The organism is Methylobacterium sp. EM32 (assembly GCF_040593685.1).
In the GTDB taxonomy this organism is placed as follows: Bacteria; Pseudomonadota; Alphaproteobacteria; order Rhizobiales; family Beijerinckiaceae; genus Methylobacterium.
Genome location: NZ_JBEXZS010000143.1, coordinates 39371 through 55553 on the forward strand (window position 1 = coordinate 39371; position 16183 = coordinate 55553).

Genomic DNA, 16183 nt, shown 5'->3' on the forward strand with positions numbered 1-16183 from the left:
GCGCGGCGGAGTAGCTCAGTTGGTCAGAGCAGAGGAATCATAATCCTTGTGTCGGGGGTTCAAATCCCTCCTCCGCTACCATTCAACACCGAACCAGACCAGGGTTCGGCCCAATACAATCAGCGATTTAGGCCGAAGCCCCGAGCAAGGACGCCGGGGCTCTTTCATTTGGGCCCCGACCCACTGGGTCGGTTCTGGGTCGCCACCCCCCTCCCGCTAGGCTTGCCGGCGACCCAGGTCGCCCCGCCGCGGGGTTCCTGTGGATAACCTGGCCCGCCGTTCCCGACCCAACGCCCGCGCCAGGTCGGCCGGCGTCGAGGCCCTGACGAAACCGGGCCCGTCCCGGCGCGCCGCGGCGGCCGCCTCCATCTCCTCCGCCAGGGACCGCCACAGGGCGTCCCTCTCCTCGCCGGCGGCCGCGGCCGCGATGTCGTCGTACCCGAGCATTGACCCTCTCCCTCTTGAGAACAAATAGGGAACGTATCGACCCGGTCAACGGATGGGGTCGGCGGTGCGGAAGGGGAGGGACGGATGGAGGCGCCGCGGACCCTGGGGGCGTTCCCGTACCGGCGGGTCGTCATCGTCTGCCCCTAGTGCCGCGAGCGGCGGGGCTCCTACGACACCGAGCGGCTGATCGCGCGCCTCGGGCGCGGGGCGACGCTTGAGGACGTCCTGCTGGCGCTGGTGACGAACTGCCGGTGGCCCAAGGCCTGGGGCCGCCGGGGACCGAACCAGTACACGCCCTGGTGCCGGGCGCGGTTCGCGGATCTCGGCGGGCGACGGCCTCCGGACCGCGACGTGCCCGGGCCCTGAATTGTCCGAAACCTCTCCGAAAGCTGAGGCGGAGAGGTTTCGGACAAAACCCCCGCCCAGGGTTTCCTTAACCGTGCCCGACGACCCCGCTTGACCGGAGGAATCCGGAGCTGCGATCCCTGGTCCCACGAACCGCAACGAGGCCCGCCGTGAAACGCATACGCCGCCCCAAACCGACCGAGACCCATCCCCCGGGGGCGTGACGCCGCGCGCGCAGCCCCCTTCCGACAGGAGGCTGCCCTGATGAAGACTTCTCCCCTCACGCACCACCGCAATCTCACGCCCTCGAAGGGCACCCTCTGGCTCGTGGGCGATACCCACTTCGGCCACGCCGGAAGCATCGGCCATTCGGGCCGCCCCTTCCGCGACGTCGCCGAGATGGACCGCCTCCTGATCGAGGCCTGGAACGCCGTCGTCCGCCCTGCCGACACCGTCGTCCATCTGGGCGACTTCGAGTGGGGCCACACCCCGGAGCGGACGGCGCAGATCTTCGCGGCGCTCCCCGGGAAGAAGCACTTGGTCGTCGGAAACCACGACCGCCCCAGGGTGACGTCGCTCCCCTGGGAGAGCGTTCAGGAACGCCTCACCATTCACGCCGCGGGCCGGAAGGTCGTGGCCGATCATTACCCGCTGAGAGCCTGGCCGGGATCGTTCCACGGCGCCCTGCACGTCCACGGCCACACGCACGGGACGCTCCCCGGGACGAGCCAGTCCTGTGACGTCGGCGTCGACGTCTGGGGCTACGCGCCGGCCCGCCTGGAGGACGTCATCGGCCGGATGGAGGCGACGCCCGAGGAACCAGAGGAGCGGGCCCGGGCCGAGAAGCGGAAGGGCCAGCAGCCCGCCTGAAACGAGAAGGGCCCCCGGCGGCGAACCGGGGGCCCTTCGGCGTTTCAGGCTATATCTCGCGTGGCCCTCGTGGCCGGAGCTCGTCCTCGATGTCGTCCGCCGCCTCCCGCATCCTCTCGGCGTGGGCCTCCAGTTCGGCGGCGTGGTCCCGGAGAAGCTGCGGCAGCGCCTCCTCGACCCAGGGGAGGATTTCGAGGGAGCCGTTCCGCCACCGGGAGACCGAGCGCGGGTCTATCGTCTCCCTCGCGCCGTCGGGGTGGTAGGCCCCGAGGGCCCGGGCCAGCGCCCGGGACCACTCCTCCGTGTCGCCCGTCAGGGCCTCGCCGGCCTTGGCGAGCAGTTCGGGCGTCATCGTCACTTCCGTTCCCTCCAGACGACGGTGCCGCGCTCGGCGTCGACCCAGTAAAAAAGCTCCCACGGCTCGCCTGGGAAAACCCGGCCCCAGGCCAGGACGGCGCCCGAGACGAGCGTGGCGCCGTGGGCGTCGTCGGGGCGCTCCTCGCGGTACCACGCGGGCCGGCGGCGGCCCGTGGAGAGGTCGAAAAACGCGACGCGGGCGCGGGCGTCCTCGACGGTGACGGCGTCGCGAAGGGCGTGCTGGACCGCCTCGACGGCGGGGATGCGGTAGCGGGCGGGGATCTCGCGGACGATCATGGGTGCGGCTCCTCAGAAAGCGCCGGGGATGGCAGTGCCGAGGGCGACGTCCTCGTCGTACATGTCGCCGAGCTCGTCGAGCAGCGCGAGCATGTCGAGGTCGATGTCCTTGAGGGACTGCATCTCGACCGCGGGCCGCTCCTCCGTGGCGGGCTGCATGTAGGTGAGCATCACGCTGAACTTGCCGCCGGCGCCGACGTCCTCGGCGTGGCGCGTCCAGGCGTCGTAAGCGTCGTCCGACGTCGCGGCGCGGATGACGAGTTCGAGGCCGGTTCCCGGGATCGGCTTCCATTCGCCGCCGACGACCTCGATGGGCTCGGCATGGAACAGGATGGCCTTGCCGCCGGCGAGGGAGAGCGCGAAGGCGGCGTAGACCTCCTCGCGCTCGCGGCGGGCCAGGGCCCGCTTCAGGACGTGGATCTTGGTGGTCATCGCGGAGTTCCTGCGGTTGCGGGCGGCGGCGCCTGCCCGATGGGGGATGGACGATCCGGCCCCCGGCGGGTCCCCTCGCGAGGAGACCTGCGGGAGGCCGGGGCTCGCGCCCCGGCGGTTGCGTCAGATGTCGGCCAGCGCGGCCATGTCGAGGCGGTACTCCTCGACGCGCTGCAGGAAGGCGATCCGCTGGGCCTCGTCCTGGATGCGCTCCTGCTCGACGCGCTGGCGCTCCGCCTCGGCCTCGATGTGGGCGTAGGCGCCGCCGGCGGCCGCGGCCTCCTCGCGGGTCACGATGGCGACGGTCCGGCGGCGGGCGAGACGCTCCTCGACGGCGAGCTCGGGATGGGCTTCGAGGCGGGCGAGGAGCTCCTCGCGGCTCGTCCGGTACTTGCTGCCGTAGCGGGCGGCGCGACCGGTGAGCGTCGAGCCGGACCAGCTATGGCCCCCGACGAGGAGGTCGCGCTGATACGAGCCGCGGGCGCACTCCAGGGCGGCGTTGCGGGCGGCGGGGCTGATCTGGGTGTAGGCGGTCATCGCGGATGTTCCTTGCAGTAGGGCGGCTTTGCCTGCCCATGACCGACATATACGCGCGGCCATGGGCGGTGTCAAGCATTCTTCAGCATAAATCTCGCATTCGTCGAGTGTAACGCGAGATCAATACTATGTAACGGATTATCAGCGGTGAGTTCCCCGGGATCGAGCCCGGGAGAATGCGGCCTCGAAAGCGGTCGGCGTCCGGGGCGGGGCGCGCCGTTTTGCCGGCCGGGTCGCGTCGATGACGCGGAAGGCGACCTCGGGCATGGCGCCGCCGTCGTATCGGGCGGCTACCCAGACGGCGCCGAGCTCGTCCGAGATCGTCGGCTGGTCGGTCGCGTCAGCCATGGGCGGCCTCCCCGGAACCGGCGCAGGCGGTGCACGTCATGGCGTCGTGCCAGCCGCAGCCCTCCTCGCAGGGGTCCTCCTGGCTGCAGCCACAGGTCAGGCAGACGCGGCCGACCAGGGAAGGGATGCGGATACGCGGCTTTCCGCCCACAACGTCGACCCATTTCCGGTCGATGCCGTCAGCGTTCAGCGCAGCGCTTTCCAGGGCTTTGAGCGCTAGACGCTGGGCCTCGGCGCCAGCCCGCTCGGCCGGTCCCGGGAGATACTCGGCGATGGCGCCTGCGACGGCGAGCTCCAGGGCCACCGCCCCGATGCGTGCCTGCTCCTCGGGAGAAAGCGTTGCCCAGACCGTCGCGCCGTCGAAGGGGGTGGGCGAGATGTTGCTGGCGTCAGCCATGGTCGGCCTCCTTGGGCGCCGGGGCGGCCGCCTCGCCGTCGGCGACGCCGGCGGCGTTCCCGACGATGCCGAGGACGGCCCAGACGAAGACGAAGCCGGAGGCAAACAGGCTGGCGTGCCACGCTGCGGCGAGGAGGTCCCAGCCATGCCCGGCCAGGACGAAGATGATGGCCACGATGGCGGCGGCCGAGACGGAGACCCTCCCGGGGCCTCCGGCGATGAGGGCGAGGACGGCGCGCATCAGGCGGCCGCCTTCGCCGGCTTGGCCGGCAGGTCGAGCGGAGTGTACTCGCAGCCGATGGTCGTGATGTAGTGGTTGAAGCGGACCTCTACCTCATAGGTCACCACGCCGTCCTCGGAATGAAGCCCCCGCACCCCCGGTGACACGCCGACGACGCCCCTCAAGGCGCGGATCATGTCGAGCCTACGTCCGAGGTCCTCTTCCTGCTCGCGGCTCGGCCTGCCCCGCACGGAAGCCGCCAGCACCATCCGCTTCGGAAGCAGGCGGACCTCGCACCACTCGACCGCATCCCCCAGGCTGCGGACCCACGTCGCGATCAGGAAGTCGGTATGGCTTGCGGCGGCAGGCGGGTTCCTGTCGAGGTCCTCGAACGCCATCCGGCCGCGGTCGCGCTTAAGCCGCGCCAGGGCATCCTTCGCGGCCGCGTCTACGCCCGCCTCGGCCTGGCGGGCGGAGCCGTCCTCCAGGACCTGCGCGATCAGCACCGACGCCCAGCGGGCGGCCTTCTCCGTCTCGGTGGGCTCCAGTCGGCCGGGTTCGAGGCGAACCGGATGACCGCGGTAAAGCCCCTCGACGGAAGCGGACCAGGCCTCCTTGTTCTCGGTCGTCAGCTCCTCGACGGTCCGGATGACGAATGCGCCCGGCACGAGCGACCGCGCCCAGGCCATGTAGTCCTTGTCGCTGACGCCGTCCCAGCAGCCGGTGCGGCGCGCGAACTCCACGCGATCATGGGCGGTCGAGCCCGGCAGGGGCTTCGGCACAATCTCGAAGCCACGTCCTGCGAGGCATTCGATGACCTCGACAGCGCGCTCAACGGGTGCCTTGTCCGAATGCAGTTCAGCGTCCCGGTCGAGGGCAATCGTGACGGCCGGGATTGTCTGGGGGTGCTGGCGCACGTTGGCGCTCCTGGGGAAACCGGGGTGGAGGGGGAGGAATCGGGTGCGCCACTGCCGCCTGGCGCGCGACGAAGCCGTCAGGCCGCGGCGGCGAGGGGCTGCTCCGCGGGTCGCGCCGATCCCGGGCCGTCGTAGCCGGGGTGCCGGAGCTCGACCGGGAGCCAGCCCGTCGGCAGGACCGAGGCGACCGCGTAGGCCACCAGGTCGCCCTTCTTCATGCCGGCGGCGCGCCGCCCCTCGGCCTCGCCGAGGACCTCGCCCACGATGGCGACCGCCACCGCCTTGGGCGCGCTCTTGAAGAAGGCCTCCCCGTCGAACCGCTCGCGAAGCTCGGCCTGGAGAACGGACGGGTCAGGCAGTCCCATCAGCGCCTGGACGGACGGACGCTCCGAGGGCGCGCGGGGCTTGGAGCCGTGCTCGCGGTAGAGCGTCTGGACGCCCCGGGCGGCGACGCCGGCCGCGACGACCAGAAGCTCGTCGACCGACATGGCCGCCAGGCGGGCGACCAGGGACGCGAAGGCCTCCTTGTCCCGCAGCGCGGCCTGCGCGCCGCCGACGCCTTCGAGGCGGAGCTTCATGGGCGCCGCGTAGGCGTCCGCCGTCAGGGCCCCGGCCAGAAGCGCGACGAGGCCGGCGGTCGGTGACGAGCCCAGCGTGGCCTGGACGGCCGCGGTCGCGGTATCGCACAGCCTTTCGACCAGGGCGTTGGGAAGGCCGCTGCCCTCGGGCTCGGCCGGCGCGGTCGGGGCGGCCGGCTCGGGCTTCGCCGGGGCGTCCTCGGGGCGGACGACGTACGGCTCGACGGCGACCTTGCCGTCGTAGCCCAGCGTCACGACGAACCCGGACCGGGCACGATCCTCCGCGCCGAGGGGGATGCGGGCGGCGGCCTCGATGGCGGCGACCTCGGCGTGCGCGGCCGCGATGGCCTCGTCCGTCGCGTCGTCGTCGTCGGCATCGAGATAGGCCTGGAGCTCGTCGTATCGGGCCTGCTCCTCAACCGAGAACGCGCGCTGGCCGTCCTTCAGGCGCGGCCAGCTCCAGCGCCATCCAGGATCGAGGTCGCTGCCCTTGGCGACCCAGCCCCAGCCCTCCTTGGCGCGGCGCTCGCACTCGGCGTCCAGACGCTCGTCGACGAGGCGCTGCAGCAGCGCGCGGTCGCTGACGACGTCGCTGCCGCCGAACAGATCCTCGACGACCGTCCCGCCCGCGGCCCTGTAGGCCTTGGCGCCGACGTACGAGAGCATGTGCGCGACGTGGCCGTCGAGGCCGAGGCGCTCCTTGATCTTCCACGCCGAGCCGTCCTTCAGGACCGATCCGAGAACGCGATCCTGGTCGGCGTGGGACGGGGCCAGCGTGAACGTACGGACGCTCTCGACGCTGATCTTGCCGGCGCGCCAGGCGTCGAGCACCGCAGGGCTGACGCCGCCCAGGGCCAGCAGCTTCCGGACCTGCGCAACCGGCTGGCCGAACCTCGCCGAGATCTCCTTCTCCTTCAGGCCGGCGCGCCGGAGCTCGGCGTAGGCCTCGACCTGGTCGGCCTCGTGCATCGGCGACTGGTTGACGTTGGCGGCGAGCCCGGCCTCCCGGGCGGTTTCGACGTCACGCGCGGTCACCGGCACCTCGCTATTCGGGGCGAGCTTCCCGGCGACCACGAGGCTCTCCAGGGCGGCGTGGCGGCGATTGCCGTCCACGACGTAATGGAACCCGTCGCCGCCCGGGACGACGACGAGGGGCTGGATCAGCCCCAAGGCGTCGATGGACGCCGCAAGGGCTTCGAGCCCGGCGTCGCGTCCGGTCTTGCGGACGTTGACGACGCCGGCCGGGGCGTCGGGATGATGGCCGGGACGGAGGGAGGACAGGGCGATCTGCACGGCGGGCACCTGCTGCATTGGAGGGATGGGACCGGGAGGGCTGCGCCACCGTCGCCTGGCGCGTCGACGGAGGCCCTCAGAACGGCATCTCGTCGGGGTCGTCCGAGGTGAAACGGGCCCTGACTTCGGGCACGGGCGTCTCGGCCGGCGGGCGACCGAGGAACTGCGCGAGCTCGGCATGCCACCGCTCCTCGCCGAGCCACCGCTGCAGGTCGGCGGCCTCGACGTAGGCGAAGTGGGGGCCGTCGACGGGGCTTCCGCCGCAGTCGTAAGTCCCGCGCTCGTAGCCGAGGCGGTAAGCCTCGCGGATGGCGTCGATGTCGCTCACGAATCCCTCCCAAGGGCGGCGGCGGCGAGGGCGACCGCCGCGGCCACGCCGGCCTCGCCGGAGGCCTGGACGGCGAGGAACTGGAAGCTGGAAGTCGGCGTGGCGTCGTCGCGGATGACGCCCGTGTGCGGGTCCCGGCGCAGGCCGAGGTAGGCCAGGACGGTGTGGTGGACGGGCCCCCGCCCGAGGAGGCTCCTGCTGACGGCGGTCTGGGCCGCCGATGCCTTGAGCGGCAGCGTGCTCGCGATGGCCTTCTGCGAGCCTGCCGCCTCGATGGCCTTGGCAAGCCGGGCGCGGGCTTGGCGTTCGGTGAGCGTCACGAGGGCCTCCCGGGCAGGACGCGGGGAAGGCGAGCGCCGCGGACCGGCAAGGTCGGGCGGGTCGACGCAGCCGGGGCGGGCTCCGGTTCCGCCGCGGGCAAGTCCTCGGCGGCCTTGGCGGCGGCGCGCTCCCTCGCCGCGGCGTAGGGGTCGTACGGCGGGGGCGCCGGCGGCGGGCCCGAGCGGAACTCGGCCAGCATCCCCGCGAGGCGCTCGATCTCCGACTTCACGACCTTGAGGATCGCGCGCTCGGTCTGCGAGGCCTGATCGCGCAGGCCCTGCCCCTGGTAGAACTCCAGGCCCTGGGACACGAACCGGCATTCGGCGAGGAGGTCGGCGAGGCGCTTGCGCGTCTGCACCGCGTCGAGGTCCTTAAGACCCGCGGTCCACTTATCCATGTGCCGCCTCCTTGAACCGGTAGGTCGCGTCCGCCTTCTCGACGCCGAGCGCCTCCAGGATCGCCGGACCCGGCCCGCGGCGCCCCGCCAGGGCATCCAGGACGTATGCCGTGCTGACGCCGTGGCGGCGCGACCACGCCAGCGCGCTCCCCTCCGTATCCACGCGCTGCCGTAGCAGCGCCCGCACTTCCTCGGCCGTCACCGGCGCCTCCGTTGGCTATTGACGCTTTATAGCGTTCCAGCTTCTATTTGAGTCGTCAAGGCCAATTCGGCATTGGGAACAATCTGCACGCACGATGCCCTTCTGCGTGCAAATCGTTCCCGGGGTAGATGCTTCGAGTTTCGAAAGATTACACCATGAATTATTGGTGGCGATCGAAGGACGGAATGGCCAGTCCTTCAAGGACAGCGACGCCAGTCCTTGCCATCCCGGCCTGGGAGCAGGCCTACGAGGCCGTCCTGACCAAGGATTGCCTCGCGCTGGGTGCGCGCTTTTGTCCTGTGGAGAAGGCCGCCGGCGACGACCGGGCCCGCTACGAGCTGGCGCCCGGGACGGTCGTCGCCGTCGCGTCGGCGCGGTCCAGCAGCCCGAGCCGGGCCTACGTCGCGAGGGCGGACGGCAACGTCGAGGAGATCAGCGCCGCGGCGGCCGAGGACCGAATCGATCCCGCGGGGGCGGCCCGGCGCGCATGGCGGAGACGCTGCTCCCGCTGCGGGCTGACGGAGACGCCCTGCCGTTTCCCCGTCCCCGCCGGCCACGGCTACGAGGCCGACGTCGTCTACGACTGGGCCGGGGAGGAGCATGTGGCCGCCTGCGTGAGGGCGACCGCCAAGTGCGTCTGGCTCCGTGCCGTGACGTACGAGGAGGCCGTCGAGCTCGGTCTAGCGTGACGTACCGAGGGCGGCGCGTGTCGTATGCGTCGCCCCGCTGCAGGATGTTTGGGTCAGTCCACGGAGGGGATGATGAGGGGAATAGTTCTAGCCATCGCCAGGGCGCTCGCCGCTGCCGGGCGCCTCAGTTGGGTCACGGTCTGGGAGGGCGGCAAGCTCGTCTCCCGCCTCGTCCGCACGGCCCTGACGCCGCCCGATCCCGTCGGCGAGGCCGAGGCCGAGCTCGCTCACGAGCTGACGGCGCCGGTCGAACAGGAGCCGTCCCCGGCCGAGGCCTGGGGCCGCGCCGCGATGCATTATATGGCCGGCGAACCCGCCTCCGCCGGTGACCTCGACGACGCGGCGCGGGCCTATCTCGACGGCCTGACAGTCGATCAGCAAGTGGCGCTGTCGCAGAACGACCCCGCCGTGATCGGCAAGCACCTCCTCGGCGAGCGTCTGCTGCCCTCCCTGCCGCGGCCCCCGACGCCTGCGGAGTTCCGCGCCATCGAGGCTGCCCGCGCCGCCGCCGCGGCCGCCGAGGCGCACCAGCGTCTCGTGGGCGACGAGTTCAAGCTGTCTCACTTCCGCGAGGTTCTCGACGACTTGATCGACGAGTCGCTCCCCATGGCCGCCTGACCGCGCCATCGCCGGAACAACGAAGCCCGCCCCGGGCGACCAGGGCGGGCTTTTTCGTGCCTGAAATAAACCCGCGAGACTGTCGTCTTTCTTGCTTGAAGGCCTTGCTTCTTGCTGCGTGCGCACAAAAAAGCATGCCGTGCGCCCGCGATGGCATTTCGTGCGCCCTTCTCAGCCCCGCGTGCGCTTCGCCAGGATGGCCTTCCTGAGGATCGCGTCCCGGAGGCGGTCGTCACCAGCGCGGACCTCGGCGATGGCGACGGCGGCCGCGACCCGCCGGGCCCGAACGACCGCAGCCTGCCGACGGATGCTGGCGGCCTCGCGGTAGGCCGCGTCGCGGTCGAGCTTCTGCGAGATCAGGACCGACCCGAGGCCCAGGGCGCCCGTCGTCAGGACGTTGTCGAAGCTCTCGGCCACGTCGCGGGCGGAGGTATGGTAAGACGGCATCGGGGCGACCTCCTCGTTTCGGGCGCGTCCAGGAGATCGGGATCCCGGAATCGATGTCCAGAGCCCGCGTTCGGTCGTGGTTACCGAACCGCCTGGGCCCTGTGGATGGCTCCGTTTCCCCGCCGTGTTCGTACGCCCCCGAAGACAGCGCCTTTGGAGCCTAGCGTTCGTTCGCGTGGTCTAGGCCCCCGTTACCTCCGCACCGCGTAACGCCGAAGCGTCAGACTGTAACGGAAGATCAAACCGATTTTGGCCGTCCCGGCGAGATTTCCGGGACGGCGCGACCGCCCTCACTGGAGGGCGATGTAGCCGATCTGATCGGCCAGGGCGGCGTCCTACGTCGAGGGGGCCACGAGGGTGACGACGTCGCCCTGATTGACGAGGAAGGACTGCCCGCCGGTCGTCGTGAACGTGGTCACCGGCTTGCCGGCGCCGTAGACGACCGTGCCGACCGTCGACGGCCAGCGTCAGGACGGTCTGCGCGGCGACCTCGGTGCTCGCCTTGCCGGCCGAACCCAGGCGCGCCGAGAGACCGCCGGACTGGTTCAGGCCGAGGTAGCCAGCTGGGCTCCCTCTGCAATCGATGTACGAGCTTTTGACCCAAAGCGGCTCCTCGCAAGCTCTGTCGGGAATGTCCGGTCGCGAGTATTTACCAGACATTTGATTTCATGACACGGCTTCCTGACATTCGCTGCGTCGCCGGGCTCTCACGCCAACTGCGTCACCGCCGAAGGATTTTCTGGCTGTCAGGAACGGGTCGTTTTTCTTACATGCCAGTTCATGTGGTGGAATGATCGCTGGGGGGAATGAGCCGTACGAAGGCCCGCCATTCCCTTAGCTGTTCACGCGCTCACTATGCTCCTACCAAAGCCATCAAGCAGTTGACGGAGCGGGCATGCAGCGCATCACGATCACCATCGACGACGAACTGCTGGCGGCGGTGGATCGTCTCTGTACCGAACGCGGCTATGGTAGCCGCTCGGAGGCCGTGCGTGACCTCGTCCGCGATGCGGTCGCCCCATCCCAGGGCGATCAGGCGGGCGCTGCGTCCTACTACGGGACGCTGAGCTACGTCTACAATCATGGCACCCGCGACCTGGCGCGCCGTCTCACCGATGAAGGTCACCACCACGGGGTGTCCATCGCCAGCATGCATGTGCATCTGACCAGAGACGATTGCCTGGAAGTTGCAGTGCTGCATGGATCTGTGCCGGCCATGCAGGCTTACGCCGATCGCATCATCACTCAGCGGGGTGTGCGCTACGGCCACCTGCACCTCATTCCCGAGAACAGCGCCGAGCCGGCCAACCACCCGCACCCGCACGATGACAACGCTGGCTCCTGAGGACCGCCGGCCACAGCCTTCGGTGTGAACTTTGCGTAGATTTCTCATACGCGGGACGTGCGAGGGGCACGCCTCGATGCCGCTTCTGGAACGCCGTTGGTCCGCTCTACCTTGTCATCTGCCCTCGGGGTACGTCGATACAGCCTGTTCAGCTCCGCCAGCGTCCTGCTGGTCGCCTCCCACGCCTGGGCCGCGCCGGCGGTGACCGAGACCGCAGATACCATCGCGCTCTCCGAGATCACGGTCGCACCGGAAGCACCGGCCGCCACGTCATCGGGCACACCTAACGCCAGCGCCGGCTATGTCGGCGGCGTCACCGGCATCGGCGGCGCGCTTCGACCGTTTGATGCTGCAAGTGCCGGTATCATCACGGGGGCGCAGATCAACAGCCGCCCGGTGACCCGACCCGGCGAGGTGCTGGAGGAAGTGCCGGGCCTCATCATCACGCAGCACTCGGGTGAGGGCAAAGCCAACCAGTACTTCCTGCGTGGCTTCAACCTCGACCACGGCACCGACATCGCCATCAACGTCGACGGCATGCCGGTGAACATGCGCACCCATGCCCACGGCCAGGGCTACGCCGATCTCAACTTCCTGATCCCCGAGCTCGTCGGCGCGGTCGAGTTCCACAAGGGCCCGTACTTCGTGCGCGACGGTGACTTCGCCTCGGCCGGCTCGGTGCGGATCGACTATCTCGACAAGCTCAACCGCAACATCGCGCTGACGACGTTGGGCAGCTTCGGTCTTAAGCGAGCCCTCTCGGCCGCGTCGGCACCGCTCGGCGCGGGCAACCTGCTCGTGGCGGGCGAGGCGCAGACCTATGACGGCCCGTGGGTGGTGCCTGATACCCTCCGCAAGTTCAACGGCGTGGTGCGCTACAGCCAGGGTACGCCGCTCGACGGCTTTGCGGTCACCGGCATGGCCTACTGGGCCAAGTGGAATGCCACCAATCAGATTCCCGAGCGGGCGGTGGCGGAGGGGATCATCGGTCGCTACGGCACCCTCGACCCGAGCGATGGCGGCGATACCGGGCGCTTCTCGCTGTCGGGGCGCTGGAGCCAGTCGGATGACAGCGGCATCACGCGGGCCTCGGCCTACGTGATCCGATACCAGATGAACCTCTGGAACAACTTCACGTATTTCCTAAACGATCCGGTCAACGGCGACCAATTCCGCCAGCGCGACAGCCGCGTGCTCGGCGGCGGCGAAATCTCGCGCGTGTTCCAGGGCGACCTGTTCGGGCTCGCCATAGAGAACGAGTTCGGCGTGCAGACCCGCACCGACGACATCCGGGTCGGCCTGTTCAACACGACGGCGCGGCAGTATCGCTCGACGGTACTGGACGACCGGGTGCTGGAGGCCAGCGCCGCGTTCTACTATGAGAACCGGGTGCGCTGGACCGACTGGCTGCGCACCAGCGTCGGCTTCCGGGCCGACGGCTACTATGCCGATGTCCGCTCCGACACACCGGCGAATTCGGGTCGCGCCCGCGACGGCATCGTCAATCCGAAGCTCGGGGCGGTGTTCGGGCCGTGGCGCGACACCGAGCTGTACGTGAACTATGGCGGCGGCTTCCATTCGAACGATGCCCGCGGCGTCACGGCCACCGTCGATCCGGTCAGTCCGCTGTTCAACGTGTCCCGCTCGCCGTTCCTGGTCCCCTCGACCGGCTACGAAGTCGGGATCCGCAACCGCTCGATCACAGGGCTGGAAACCTCCCTGGCGCTGTTCCGGCTCGATTTCGCGTCCGAGAACCTGTTCCAGGGCGACACCGGCACCACCGAGCCGAGCCGGCCGACACGGCGGTTCGGTATCGAGTGGAGCAACCATTACGCCGTCACGCCCTGGCTGGCCCTGGAGGGCGACCTGACGATCACCAACGCCCGCTTCGCCGACCGCGACCCGGTCGGCCGGCGGGTGCCCGAGGCGCCGACCACGATCGCGTCGGCGGGCATCACCTTCGGCGAAGGCCAGGGCTGGTTCGGCTCCCTCCGCTTCCGCTATTTCGGGCCGCGCCCTCTGATCGAGGACAACTCGGTGCGCTCGAAGCCGACCGCGCTTCTCAACGGCCGGGTCGGGTACAACTTCGACAACGGGGTCAGCCTCTCCCTCGACGTGCTGAACTTGACCAATGCCAAGGCGGATCAGATCACCTACTACTACGTGTCACGCCTGCCGGGCGAAGACGCGGCCGGCGTCGCCGATCGCCACTTCCACCCGGTCGAGCCGACAGCCGTGCGGCTGACCCTCGCCGGCCGGTTCTGAGACCCGATTTCCCTACCTGATAAGGATTTTCGCATGCGCACCCTCGCTGTCTCGATCGGATTGCTGACGGCTCTTTGGATCGGCCCTGCCGCGGCGCATGGCTGCCATCATGGCTGGCAGCAGGCCCCCGCGGAGGGTTGGCACAGCCACGGCCTCAAGTGCGATGCCCGCAAGGGCCTCGGCGTGTCGCGCCGCGGCAAGGGGCACGCCCGCCGGGCGGCGTAGCATCGAGGTTCGAGGCGCGTGACCGTGCGGGCATCGGGTTCTCCGATGCCCGTCGGTCGTTTCTAGAGCCGAGCAGCTTCGCCGCTTCGAGAGCCGCTCGACGCGTCGAGCAAACAGTGCAACGGGCCCGGACCGGCACGGTCCCGGGGGTGCTTGGGCCTTGGACTCAAAGCAGATCTCTGCCCCGTCCGAACCCGGGCAGACTGGATGCCGCCTGATGTGCGACGTCGGCCGGCCGCGGCGCTCATGCGTGCATCGCCAGCATCCAGACCGCCATGGCGACCATCATCAGGTTCTCGGTCAGCGACACGAAGCCGAGCGGCACCTTGCTTGACCCGCCGACGCAGGCGCACTTGATCTCGCGCTTGTCGACATAGACCGCCTTGAACACCGAGACGGCCCCGATCGTCCCGATGAACAGGGCAACTGGGATCGACAGCCAGTTCAGGGCTCCCGCGACCATGAGGATGCCGGCGAGGCCTTCCAGGAACGGATAGGCGTAGGCGTAGCGGACCCAGCGTTGGCCGAGCAGGTCGTAGCCCAGAAACATCGACGAGAAGCTCTCGACGTCCTGCAGCTTGAGGAGGGCGAGCACACACATGCTGAAGGCGATGAACCACTCGGCCGCGCGCATCGTGAACGGCGTGCCGGTGACGGCGTAGCTGGCCGCCAGCGCCATTAGCGCCGTCATGGAGAACACCGCAACGACCGGCGTGTAGGTCGTCGCGTTCGGGTCGTTCGCCGTTGTGCCGAAGCGACGGCGCAGGTCGTCGTACCCCCCGACGCGCGCGCCGTCGATGAAGGTCTGGGGCGTCGACTTGACGTCGTGCTCGGCCTTGAAGCGGTCGGTCTCCTCGCGCGTGGTGAGCCAGTGATCCTCAACCGCGAAACCCTGGCGTTCGAGCAGGTCCTTGGCCTTCAGCCCATACGGGCAGAGGTGCTTCTCCATCACCATGCGGTAGAGGACGGCCTTCTTTGCGGTGGCTGGCATGCGAATTTCCTCAAGCAGTCTGTCGATATCGGGGGAAGCGGACCGGGATGAGCCCGGCCCGTGCGGTGCCTACCGGCCGTGCCGCTTCAGCCACGCCTCCATGTCGGCGATCTCCTTTTCCTGATCGTCGATGATCTTCTGCGCCATCGCCTGGGTCTCGGGGTCTTTGGCGTGCGTCAGCGCGACCTTCGCCATGGCGACAGCACCCCTGTGGTGCGGGATCATGTGCGTGCGGAAGTCGACGTCCGGGTCGCCCGTATACGCGACGTCCATCTCCTTCATCATCGCCGCGTCGGCGGCCTTGAACGCGACGGTAGAGACGGTGTCCTTCGGGTCCGGCTTCGTCTTGCCCATCCCGTGCCCGGGCATGGAGCGATGGTCGTGCGACGCCTGCGCGAGGGCGGGACCGGCTAGGCCGGCCGAGATGAGGACGATGGCGGCGAAGGTGCGAGGGGAGGTCATGGATCGGTCTCTGTTTCGAATGGGAATCAAATCGAACGGGCCGCCCGGGACGGCCCCGGGTGAGGCCGGGGCGTGCGCGGACTTCGCCTAGGAGGCGGGTCGGCCGCACCCAGGGCGGCGAGAGGCGGGATCGACAGCCACGAGATCTCCCCGTGCCGGTAGGGCCGGAGGTGCACCGTCGATGCGGGCACAACTCGGGCGTTGCGCGCCTTCAGGCGCGCCTCATCTCACGCGCGGGCTCGGGGAGGCCTGGGCAGGGCTTCGGGTCCGGCGCCGGTGCGAACGGGAGCATCGCGCGGGACCAGCCTGACGGCCCGGAACGGGATCGGCGCCAGGGCGGGCGGGCCGGGCAGAATGCCGGCGGCACAGCAGGCCATCGTTCCGCAGCAGCGCACCCGGCAGGGGCCGGGGCAGCAACTATCGTCCCGGACAGGCCCGACAGCAGTGATCCGGAGCGTGGTCTCCAGGTAGGCCGGAGGCTCGCCCCGGGCGACATGCCCGGCAGGGTTCACGGCCGGAACCGCTGCCACCGAGGCGGTCCGCATGTGCGTCGCGGGCCCGTTGCCGGCGTGCTGCGCGTGTCCCTCATGGGCCTGGCCTGCCGACGGTACGAGGGAGGCGAGGATCACGAGGATCACCGCCGCCAGCAGGCGCACGATCGGCCGATCGGGGATCATGAGGCTGGCTCGCACCTGCTCCGGTTGCATAATCATGCCCGTCTGCCGGGCGTGACCGTTCGCCAGGAAGTTTGGTCGTGGGCTCGGAGTTTCAAGAGCAGGCGAACCTATCCACCCGACGACCGGCATCGTCGTCGGCAACGGTCGCAATGATCGATAATGACGAACAAAATCATCG

At 69.7% G+C, this 16183-nt stretch carries 24 protein-coding genes and 1 tRNA gene; 7 read left to right on the forward strand and 18 right to left on the reverse strand.

The genetic code is table 11. From position 1 onward, the window contains the following. The first annotated feature begins 4 nt into the window (after positions 1–4). Positions 5–81: transfer RNA gene (locus ABZT49_RS18805), tRNA-Met, on the forward strand. Positions 82–216: 135 nt separating this feature from the next. Here ABZT49_RS18805 and ABZT49_RS18810 read toward each other — a convergent pair. Then, the gene (locus ABZT49_RS18810) at positions 217–447 is read right to left on the reverse strand and encodes a hypothetical protein (RefSeq protein WP_355287968.1); all 231 of its coding nucleotides are present in this window, start codon (positions 445–447) and stop codon (positions 217–219) included. 609 nt (positions 448–1056) lie between these two features. Between ABZT49_RS18810 and ABZT49_RS18815 the strand changes: the two genes are divergently transcribed. Continuing rightward, complete coding sequence (locus ABZT49_RS18815) at positions 1057–1662, forward strand: metallophosphoesterase (RefSeq protein WP_203155276.1); 606 nt, start codon at positions 1057–1059, stop codon at positions 1660–1662. Positions 1663–1711: 49 nt separating this feature from the next. On the opposite strand, the gene ABZT49_RS18820 is transcribed toward ABZT49_RS18815, so the two are convergent. The 13 genes from ABZT49_RS18820 to ABZT49_RS18880 form a co-directional block, all read right to left on the reverse strand. Next, positions 1712–2014: a hypothetical protein gene (locus ABZT49_RS18820; RefSeq protein WP_305077781.1), complete on the reverse strand. Its 303-nt coding sequence runs from the start codon at positions 2012–2014 to the stop codon at positions 1712–1714. Positions 2015–2016: 2 nt separating this feature from the next. Next, entirely contained in the window at positions 2017–2316 is a 300-nt protein-coding gene (locus ABZT49_RS18825; RefSeq protein ID WP_203155275.1) for a hypothetical protein, read from the reverse strand. 12 nt (positions 2317–2328) lie between these two features. Then, positions 2329–2748 (reverse strand): hypothetical protein, encoded by a 420-nt coding sequence (locus ABZT49_RS18830; RefSeq protein ID WP_305077782.1) that lies wholly within the window; start codon positions 2746–2748, stop codon positions 2329–2331. Between the two features lie 123 nt (positions 2749–2871). After that, positions 2872–3285: a hypothetical protein gene (locus ABZT49_RS18835; protein ID WP_203155273.1), complete on the reverse strand. Its 414-nt coding sequence runs from the start codon at positions 3283–3285 to the stop codon at positions 2872–2874. A gap of 141 nt (positions 3286–3426) precedes the next feature. After that, on the reverse strand, positions 3427–3633 hold the full coding sequence (locus tag ABZT49_RS18840) for a hypothetical protein (RefSeq protein ID WP_355287972.1): 207 nt from the start codon (positions 3631–3633) through the stop codon (positions 3427–3429). Then, positions 3626–4030: a hypothetical protein gene (locus tag ABZT49_RS18845; protein WP_305078807.1), complete on the reverse strand. Its 405-nt coding sequence runs from the start codon at positions 4028–4030 to the stop codon at positions 3626–3628. Before ABZT49_RS18845 ends, ABZT49_RS18840 begins: the two co-directional genes overlap by 8 nt. Next, positions 4023–4271, reverse strand: coding sequence for a hypothetical protein (locus ABZT49_RS18850; RefSeq protein WP_305078806.1), 249 nt, complete (start codon positions 4269–4271; stop codon positions 4023–4025). The genes ABZT49_RS18845 and ABZT49_RS18850 overlap by 8 nt, the downstream gene beginning before the upstream one ends. Beyond that, positions 4271–5167, reverse strand: coding sequence for a hypothetical protein (locus ABZT49_RS18855; protein WP_305078805.1), 897 nt, complete (start codon positions 5165–5167; stop codon positions 4271–4273). The genes ABZT49_RS18850 and ABZT49_RS18855 overlap by 1 nt, the downstream gene beginning before the upstream one ends. A 77-nt stretch (positions 5168–5244) precedes the next feature. After that, the gene (locus tag ABZT49_RS18860; RefSeq protein ID WP_305078804.1) at positions 5245–7056 is read right to left on the reverse strand and encodes a ParB/RepB/Spo0J family partition protein; all 1812 of its coding nucleotides are present in this window, start codon (positions 7054–7056) and stop codon (positions 5245–5247) included. A 58-nt stretch (positions 7057–7114) separates the two neighbouring features. Next, complete coding sequence (locus ABZT49_RS18865; RefSeq protein ID WP_305078803.1) at positions 7115–7366, reverse strand: hypothetical protein; 252 nt, start codon at positions 7364–7366, stop codon at positions 7115–7117. Next, on the reverse strand, positions 7363–7686 hold the full coding sequence (locus ABZT49_RS18870) for a hypothetical protein (protein ID WP_305078802.1): 324 nt from the start codon (positions 7684–7686) through the stop codon (positions 7363–7365). Before ABZT49_RS18870 ends, ABZT49_RS18865 begins: the two co-directional genes overlap by 4 nt. Next, on the reverse strand, positions 7683–8084 hold the full coding sequence (locus ABZT49_RS18875) for a hypothetical protein (protein WP_305078801.1): 402 nt from the start codon (positions 8082–8084) through the stop codon (positions 7683–7685). Before ABZT49_RS18875 ends, ABZT49_RS18870 begins: the two co-directional genes overlap by 4 nt. After that, positions 8077–8286 carry a hypothetical protein gene (locus tag ABZT49_RS18880; protein ID WP_305078800.1) on the reverse strand — a complete coding sequence of 70 codons (210 nt, stop codon included), beginning with the start codon at positions 8284–8286 and terminating at the stop codon, positions 8077–8079. The genes ABZT49_RS18875 and ABZT49_RS18880 overlap by 8 nt, the downstream gene beginning before the upstream one ends. Before the next feature lie 185 nt (positions 8287–8471). Between ABZT49_RS18880 and ABZT49_RS18885 the strand changes: the two genes are divergently transcribed. Both ABZT49_RS18885 and ABZT49_RS18890 read left to right on the forward strand, forming a co-directional pair. Then, entirely contained in the window at positions 8472–8975 is a 504-nt protein-coding gene (locus ABZT49_RS18885) for a hypothetical protein (protein ID WP_305078799.1), read from the forward strand. A gap of 72 nt (positions 8976–9047) precedes the next feature. Continuing rightward, the gene (locus tag ABZT49_RS18890; protein WP_355287977.1) at positions 9048–9593 is read left to right on the forward strand and encodes a hypothetical protein; all 546 of its coding nucleotides are present in this window, start codon (positions 9048–9050) and stop codon (positions 9591–9593) included. Between the two features lie 171 nt (positions 9594–9764). On the opposite strand, the gene ABZT49_RS18895 is transcribed toward ABZT49_RS18890, so the two are convergent. Further along, entirely contained in the window at positions 9765–10040 is a 276-nt protein-coding gene (locus ABZT49_RS18895) for a hypothetical protein (RefSeq protein WP_305078797.1), read from the reverse strand. Between the two features lie 895 nt (positions 10041–10935). Between ABZT49_RS18895 and nikR the strand changes: the two genes are divergently transcribed. The 3 genes from nikR (at position 10936) to ABZT49_RS18910 (ending at position 13875) form a co-directional block, all read left to right on the forward strand. Next, a complete protein-coding gene (gene nikR, locus ABZT49_RS18900; protein ID WP_305078796.1) occupies positions 10936–11385 on the forward strand; it encodes a nickel-responsive transcriptional regulator NikR in 450 nt (149 codons plus the stop codon). A gap of 201 nt (positions 11386–11586) precedes the next feature. Continuing rightward, positions 11587–13650 carry a TonB-dependent receptor gene (locus tag ABZT49_RS18905; RefSeq protein WP_407942662.1) on the forward strand — a complete coding sequence of 688 codons (2064 nt, stop codon included), beginning with the start codon at positions 11587–11589 and terminating at the stop codon, positions 13648–13650. A 33-nt stretch (positions 13651–13683) separates the two neighbouring features. Further along, entirely contained in the window at positions 13684–13875 is a 192-nt protein-coding gene (locus tag ABZT49_RS18910) for a hypothetical protein (protein ID WP_048427058.1), read from the forward strand. Positions 13876–14119: 244 nt separating this feature from the next. On the opposite strand, the gene ABZT49_RS18915 is transcribed toward ABZT49_RS18910, so the two are convergent. From ABZT49_RS18915 to ABZT49_RS18925, 3 genes are all read right to left on the reverse strand, one after another. Beyond that, complete coding sequence (locus ABZT49_RS18915) at positions 14120–14866, reverse strand: glutaredoxin (protein ID WP_305078795.1); 747 nt, start codon at positions 14864–14866, stop codon at positions 14120–14122. Between the two features lie 69 nt (positions 14867–14935). After that, on the reverse strand, positions 14936–15328 hold the full coding sequence (locus tag ABZT49_RS18920; protein ID WP_305078794.1) for a DUF305 domain-containing protein: 393 nt from the start codon (positions 15326–15328) through the stop codon (positions 14936–14938). 227 nt (positions 15329–15555) lie between these two features. Then, positions 15556–16005, reverse strand: a complete 450-nt coding sequence (locus ABZT49_RS18925; RefSeq protein ID WP_355287980.1) for a hypothetical protein — start codon at positions 16003–16005, stop codon at positions 15556–15558. Positions 16006–16183: the final 178 nt, after the last annotated feature.

Bases quoted from the DNA above. Each gene is read 5' to 3' on its own strand.
- ABZT49_RS18810 (WP_355287968.1), bottom strand. From the start codon at position 447: ATGCTCGGGTACGACGACATCGCGGCCGCGGCCGCCGGCGAGGAGAGG.
- ABZT49_RS18815 (WP_203155276.1), top strand. From the start codon at position 1,057: ATGAAGACTTCTCCCCTCACGCACCACCGCAATCTCACGCCCTCGAAG.
- ABZT49_RS18820 (WP_305077781.1), bottom strand. From the start codon at position 2,014: ATGACGCCCGAACTGCTCGCCAAGGCCGGCGAGGCCCTGACGGGCGAC.
- ABZT49_RS18825 (WP_203155275.1), bottom strand. From the start codon at position 2,316: ATGATCGTCCGCGAGATCCCCGCCCGCTACCGCATCCCCGCCGTCGAG.
- ABZT49_RS18830 (WP_305077782.1), bottom strand. From the start codon at position 2,748: ATGACCACCAAGATCCACGTCCTGAAGCGGGCCCTGGCCCGCCGCGAG.
- ABZT49_RS18835 (WP_203155273.1), bottom strand. From the start codon at position 3,285: ATGACCGCCTACACCCAGATCAGCCCCGCCGCCCGCAACGCCGCCCTG.
- ABZT49_RS18840 (WP_355287972.1), bottom strand. From the start codon at position 3,633: ATGGCTGACGCGACCGACCAGCCGACGATCTCGGACGAGCTCGGCGCC.
- ABZT49_RS18845 (WP_305078807.1), bottom strand. From the start codon at position 4,030: ATGGCTGACGCCAGCAACATCTCGCCCACCCCCTTCGACGGCGCGACG.
- ABZT49_RS18850 (WP_305078806.1), bottom strand. From the start codon at position 4,271: ATGCGCGCCGTCCTCGCCCTCATCGCCGGAGGCCCCGGGAGGGTCTCC.
- ABZT49_RS18860 (WP_305078804.1), bottom strand. From the start codon at position 7,056: ATGCAGCAGGTGCCCGCCGTGCAGATCGCCCTGTCCTCCCTCCGTCCC.
- ABZT49_RS18875 (WP_305078801.1), bottom strand. From the start codon at position 8,084: ATGGATAAGTGGACCGCGGGTCTTAAGGACCTCGACGCGGTGCAGACG.
- ABZT49_RS18885 (WP_305078799.1), top strand. From the start codon at position 8,472: ATGGCCAGTCCTTCAAGGACAGCGACGCCAGTCCTTGCCATCCCGGCC.
- ABZT49_RS18890 (WP_355287977.1), top strand. From the start codon at position 9,048: ATGAGGGGAATAGTTCTAGCCATCGCCAGGGCGCTCGCCGCTGCCGGG.
- ABZT49_RS18895 (WP_305078797.1), bottom strand. From the start codon at position 10,040: ATGCCGTCTTACCATACCTCCGCCCGCGACGTGGCCGAGAGCTTCGAC.
- nikR (WP_305078796.1), top strand. From the start codon at position 10,936: ATGCAGCGCATCACGATCACCATCGACGACGAACTGCTGGCGGCGGTG.
- ABZT49_RS18910 (WP_048427058.1), top strand. From the start codon at position 13,684: ATGCGCACCCTCGCTGTCTCGATCGGATTGCTGACGGCTCTTTGGATC.
- ABZT49_RS18915 (WP_305078795.1), bottom strand. From the start codon at position 14,866: ATGCCAGCCACCGCAAAGAAGGCCGTCCTCTACCGCATGGTGATGGAG.
- ABZT49_RS18920 (WP_305078794.1), bottom strand. From the start codon at position 15,328: ATGACCTCCCCTCGCACCTTCGCCGCCATCGTCCTCATCTCGGCCGGC.
- ABZT49_RS18925 (WP_355287980.1), bottom strand. From the start codon at position 16,005: ATGATCCCCGATCGGCCGATCGTGCGCCTGCTGGCGGCGGTGATCCTC.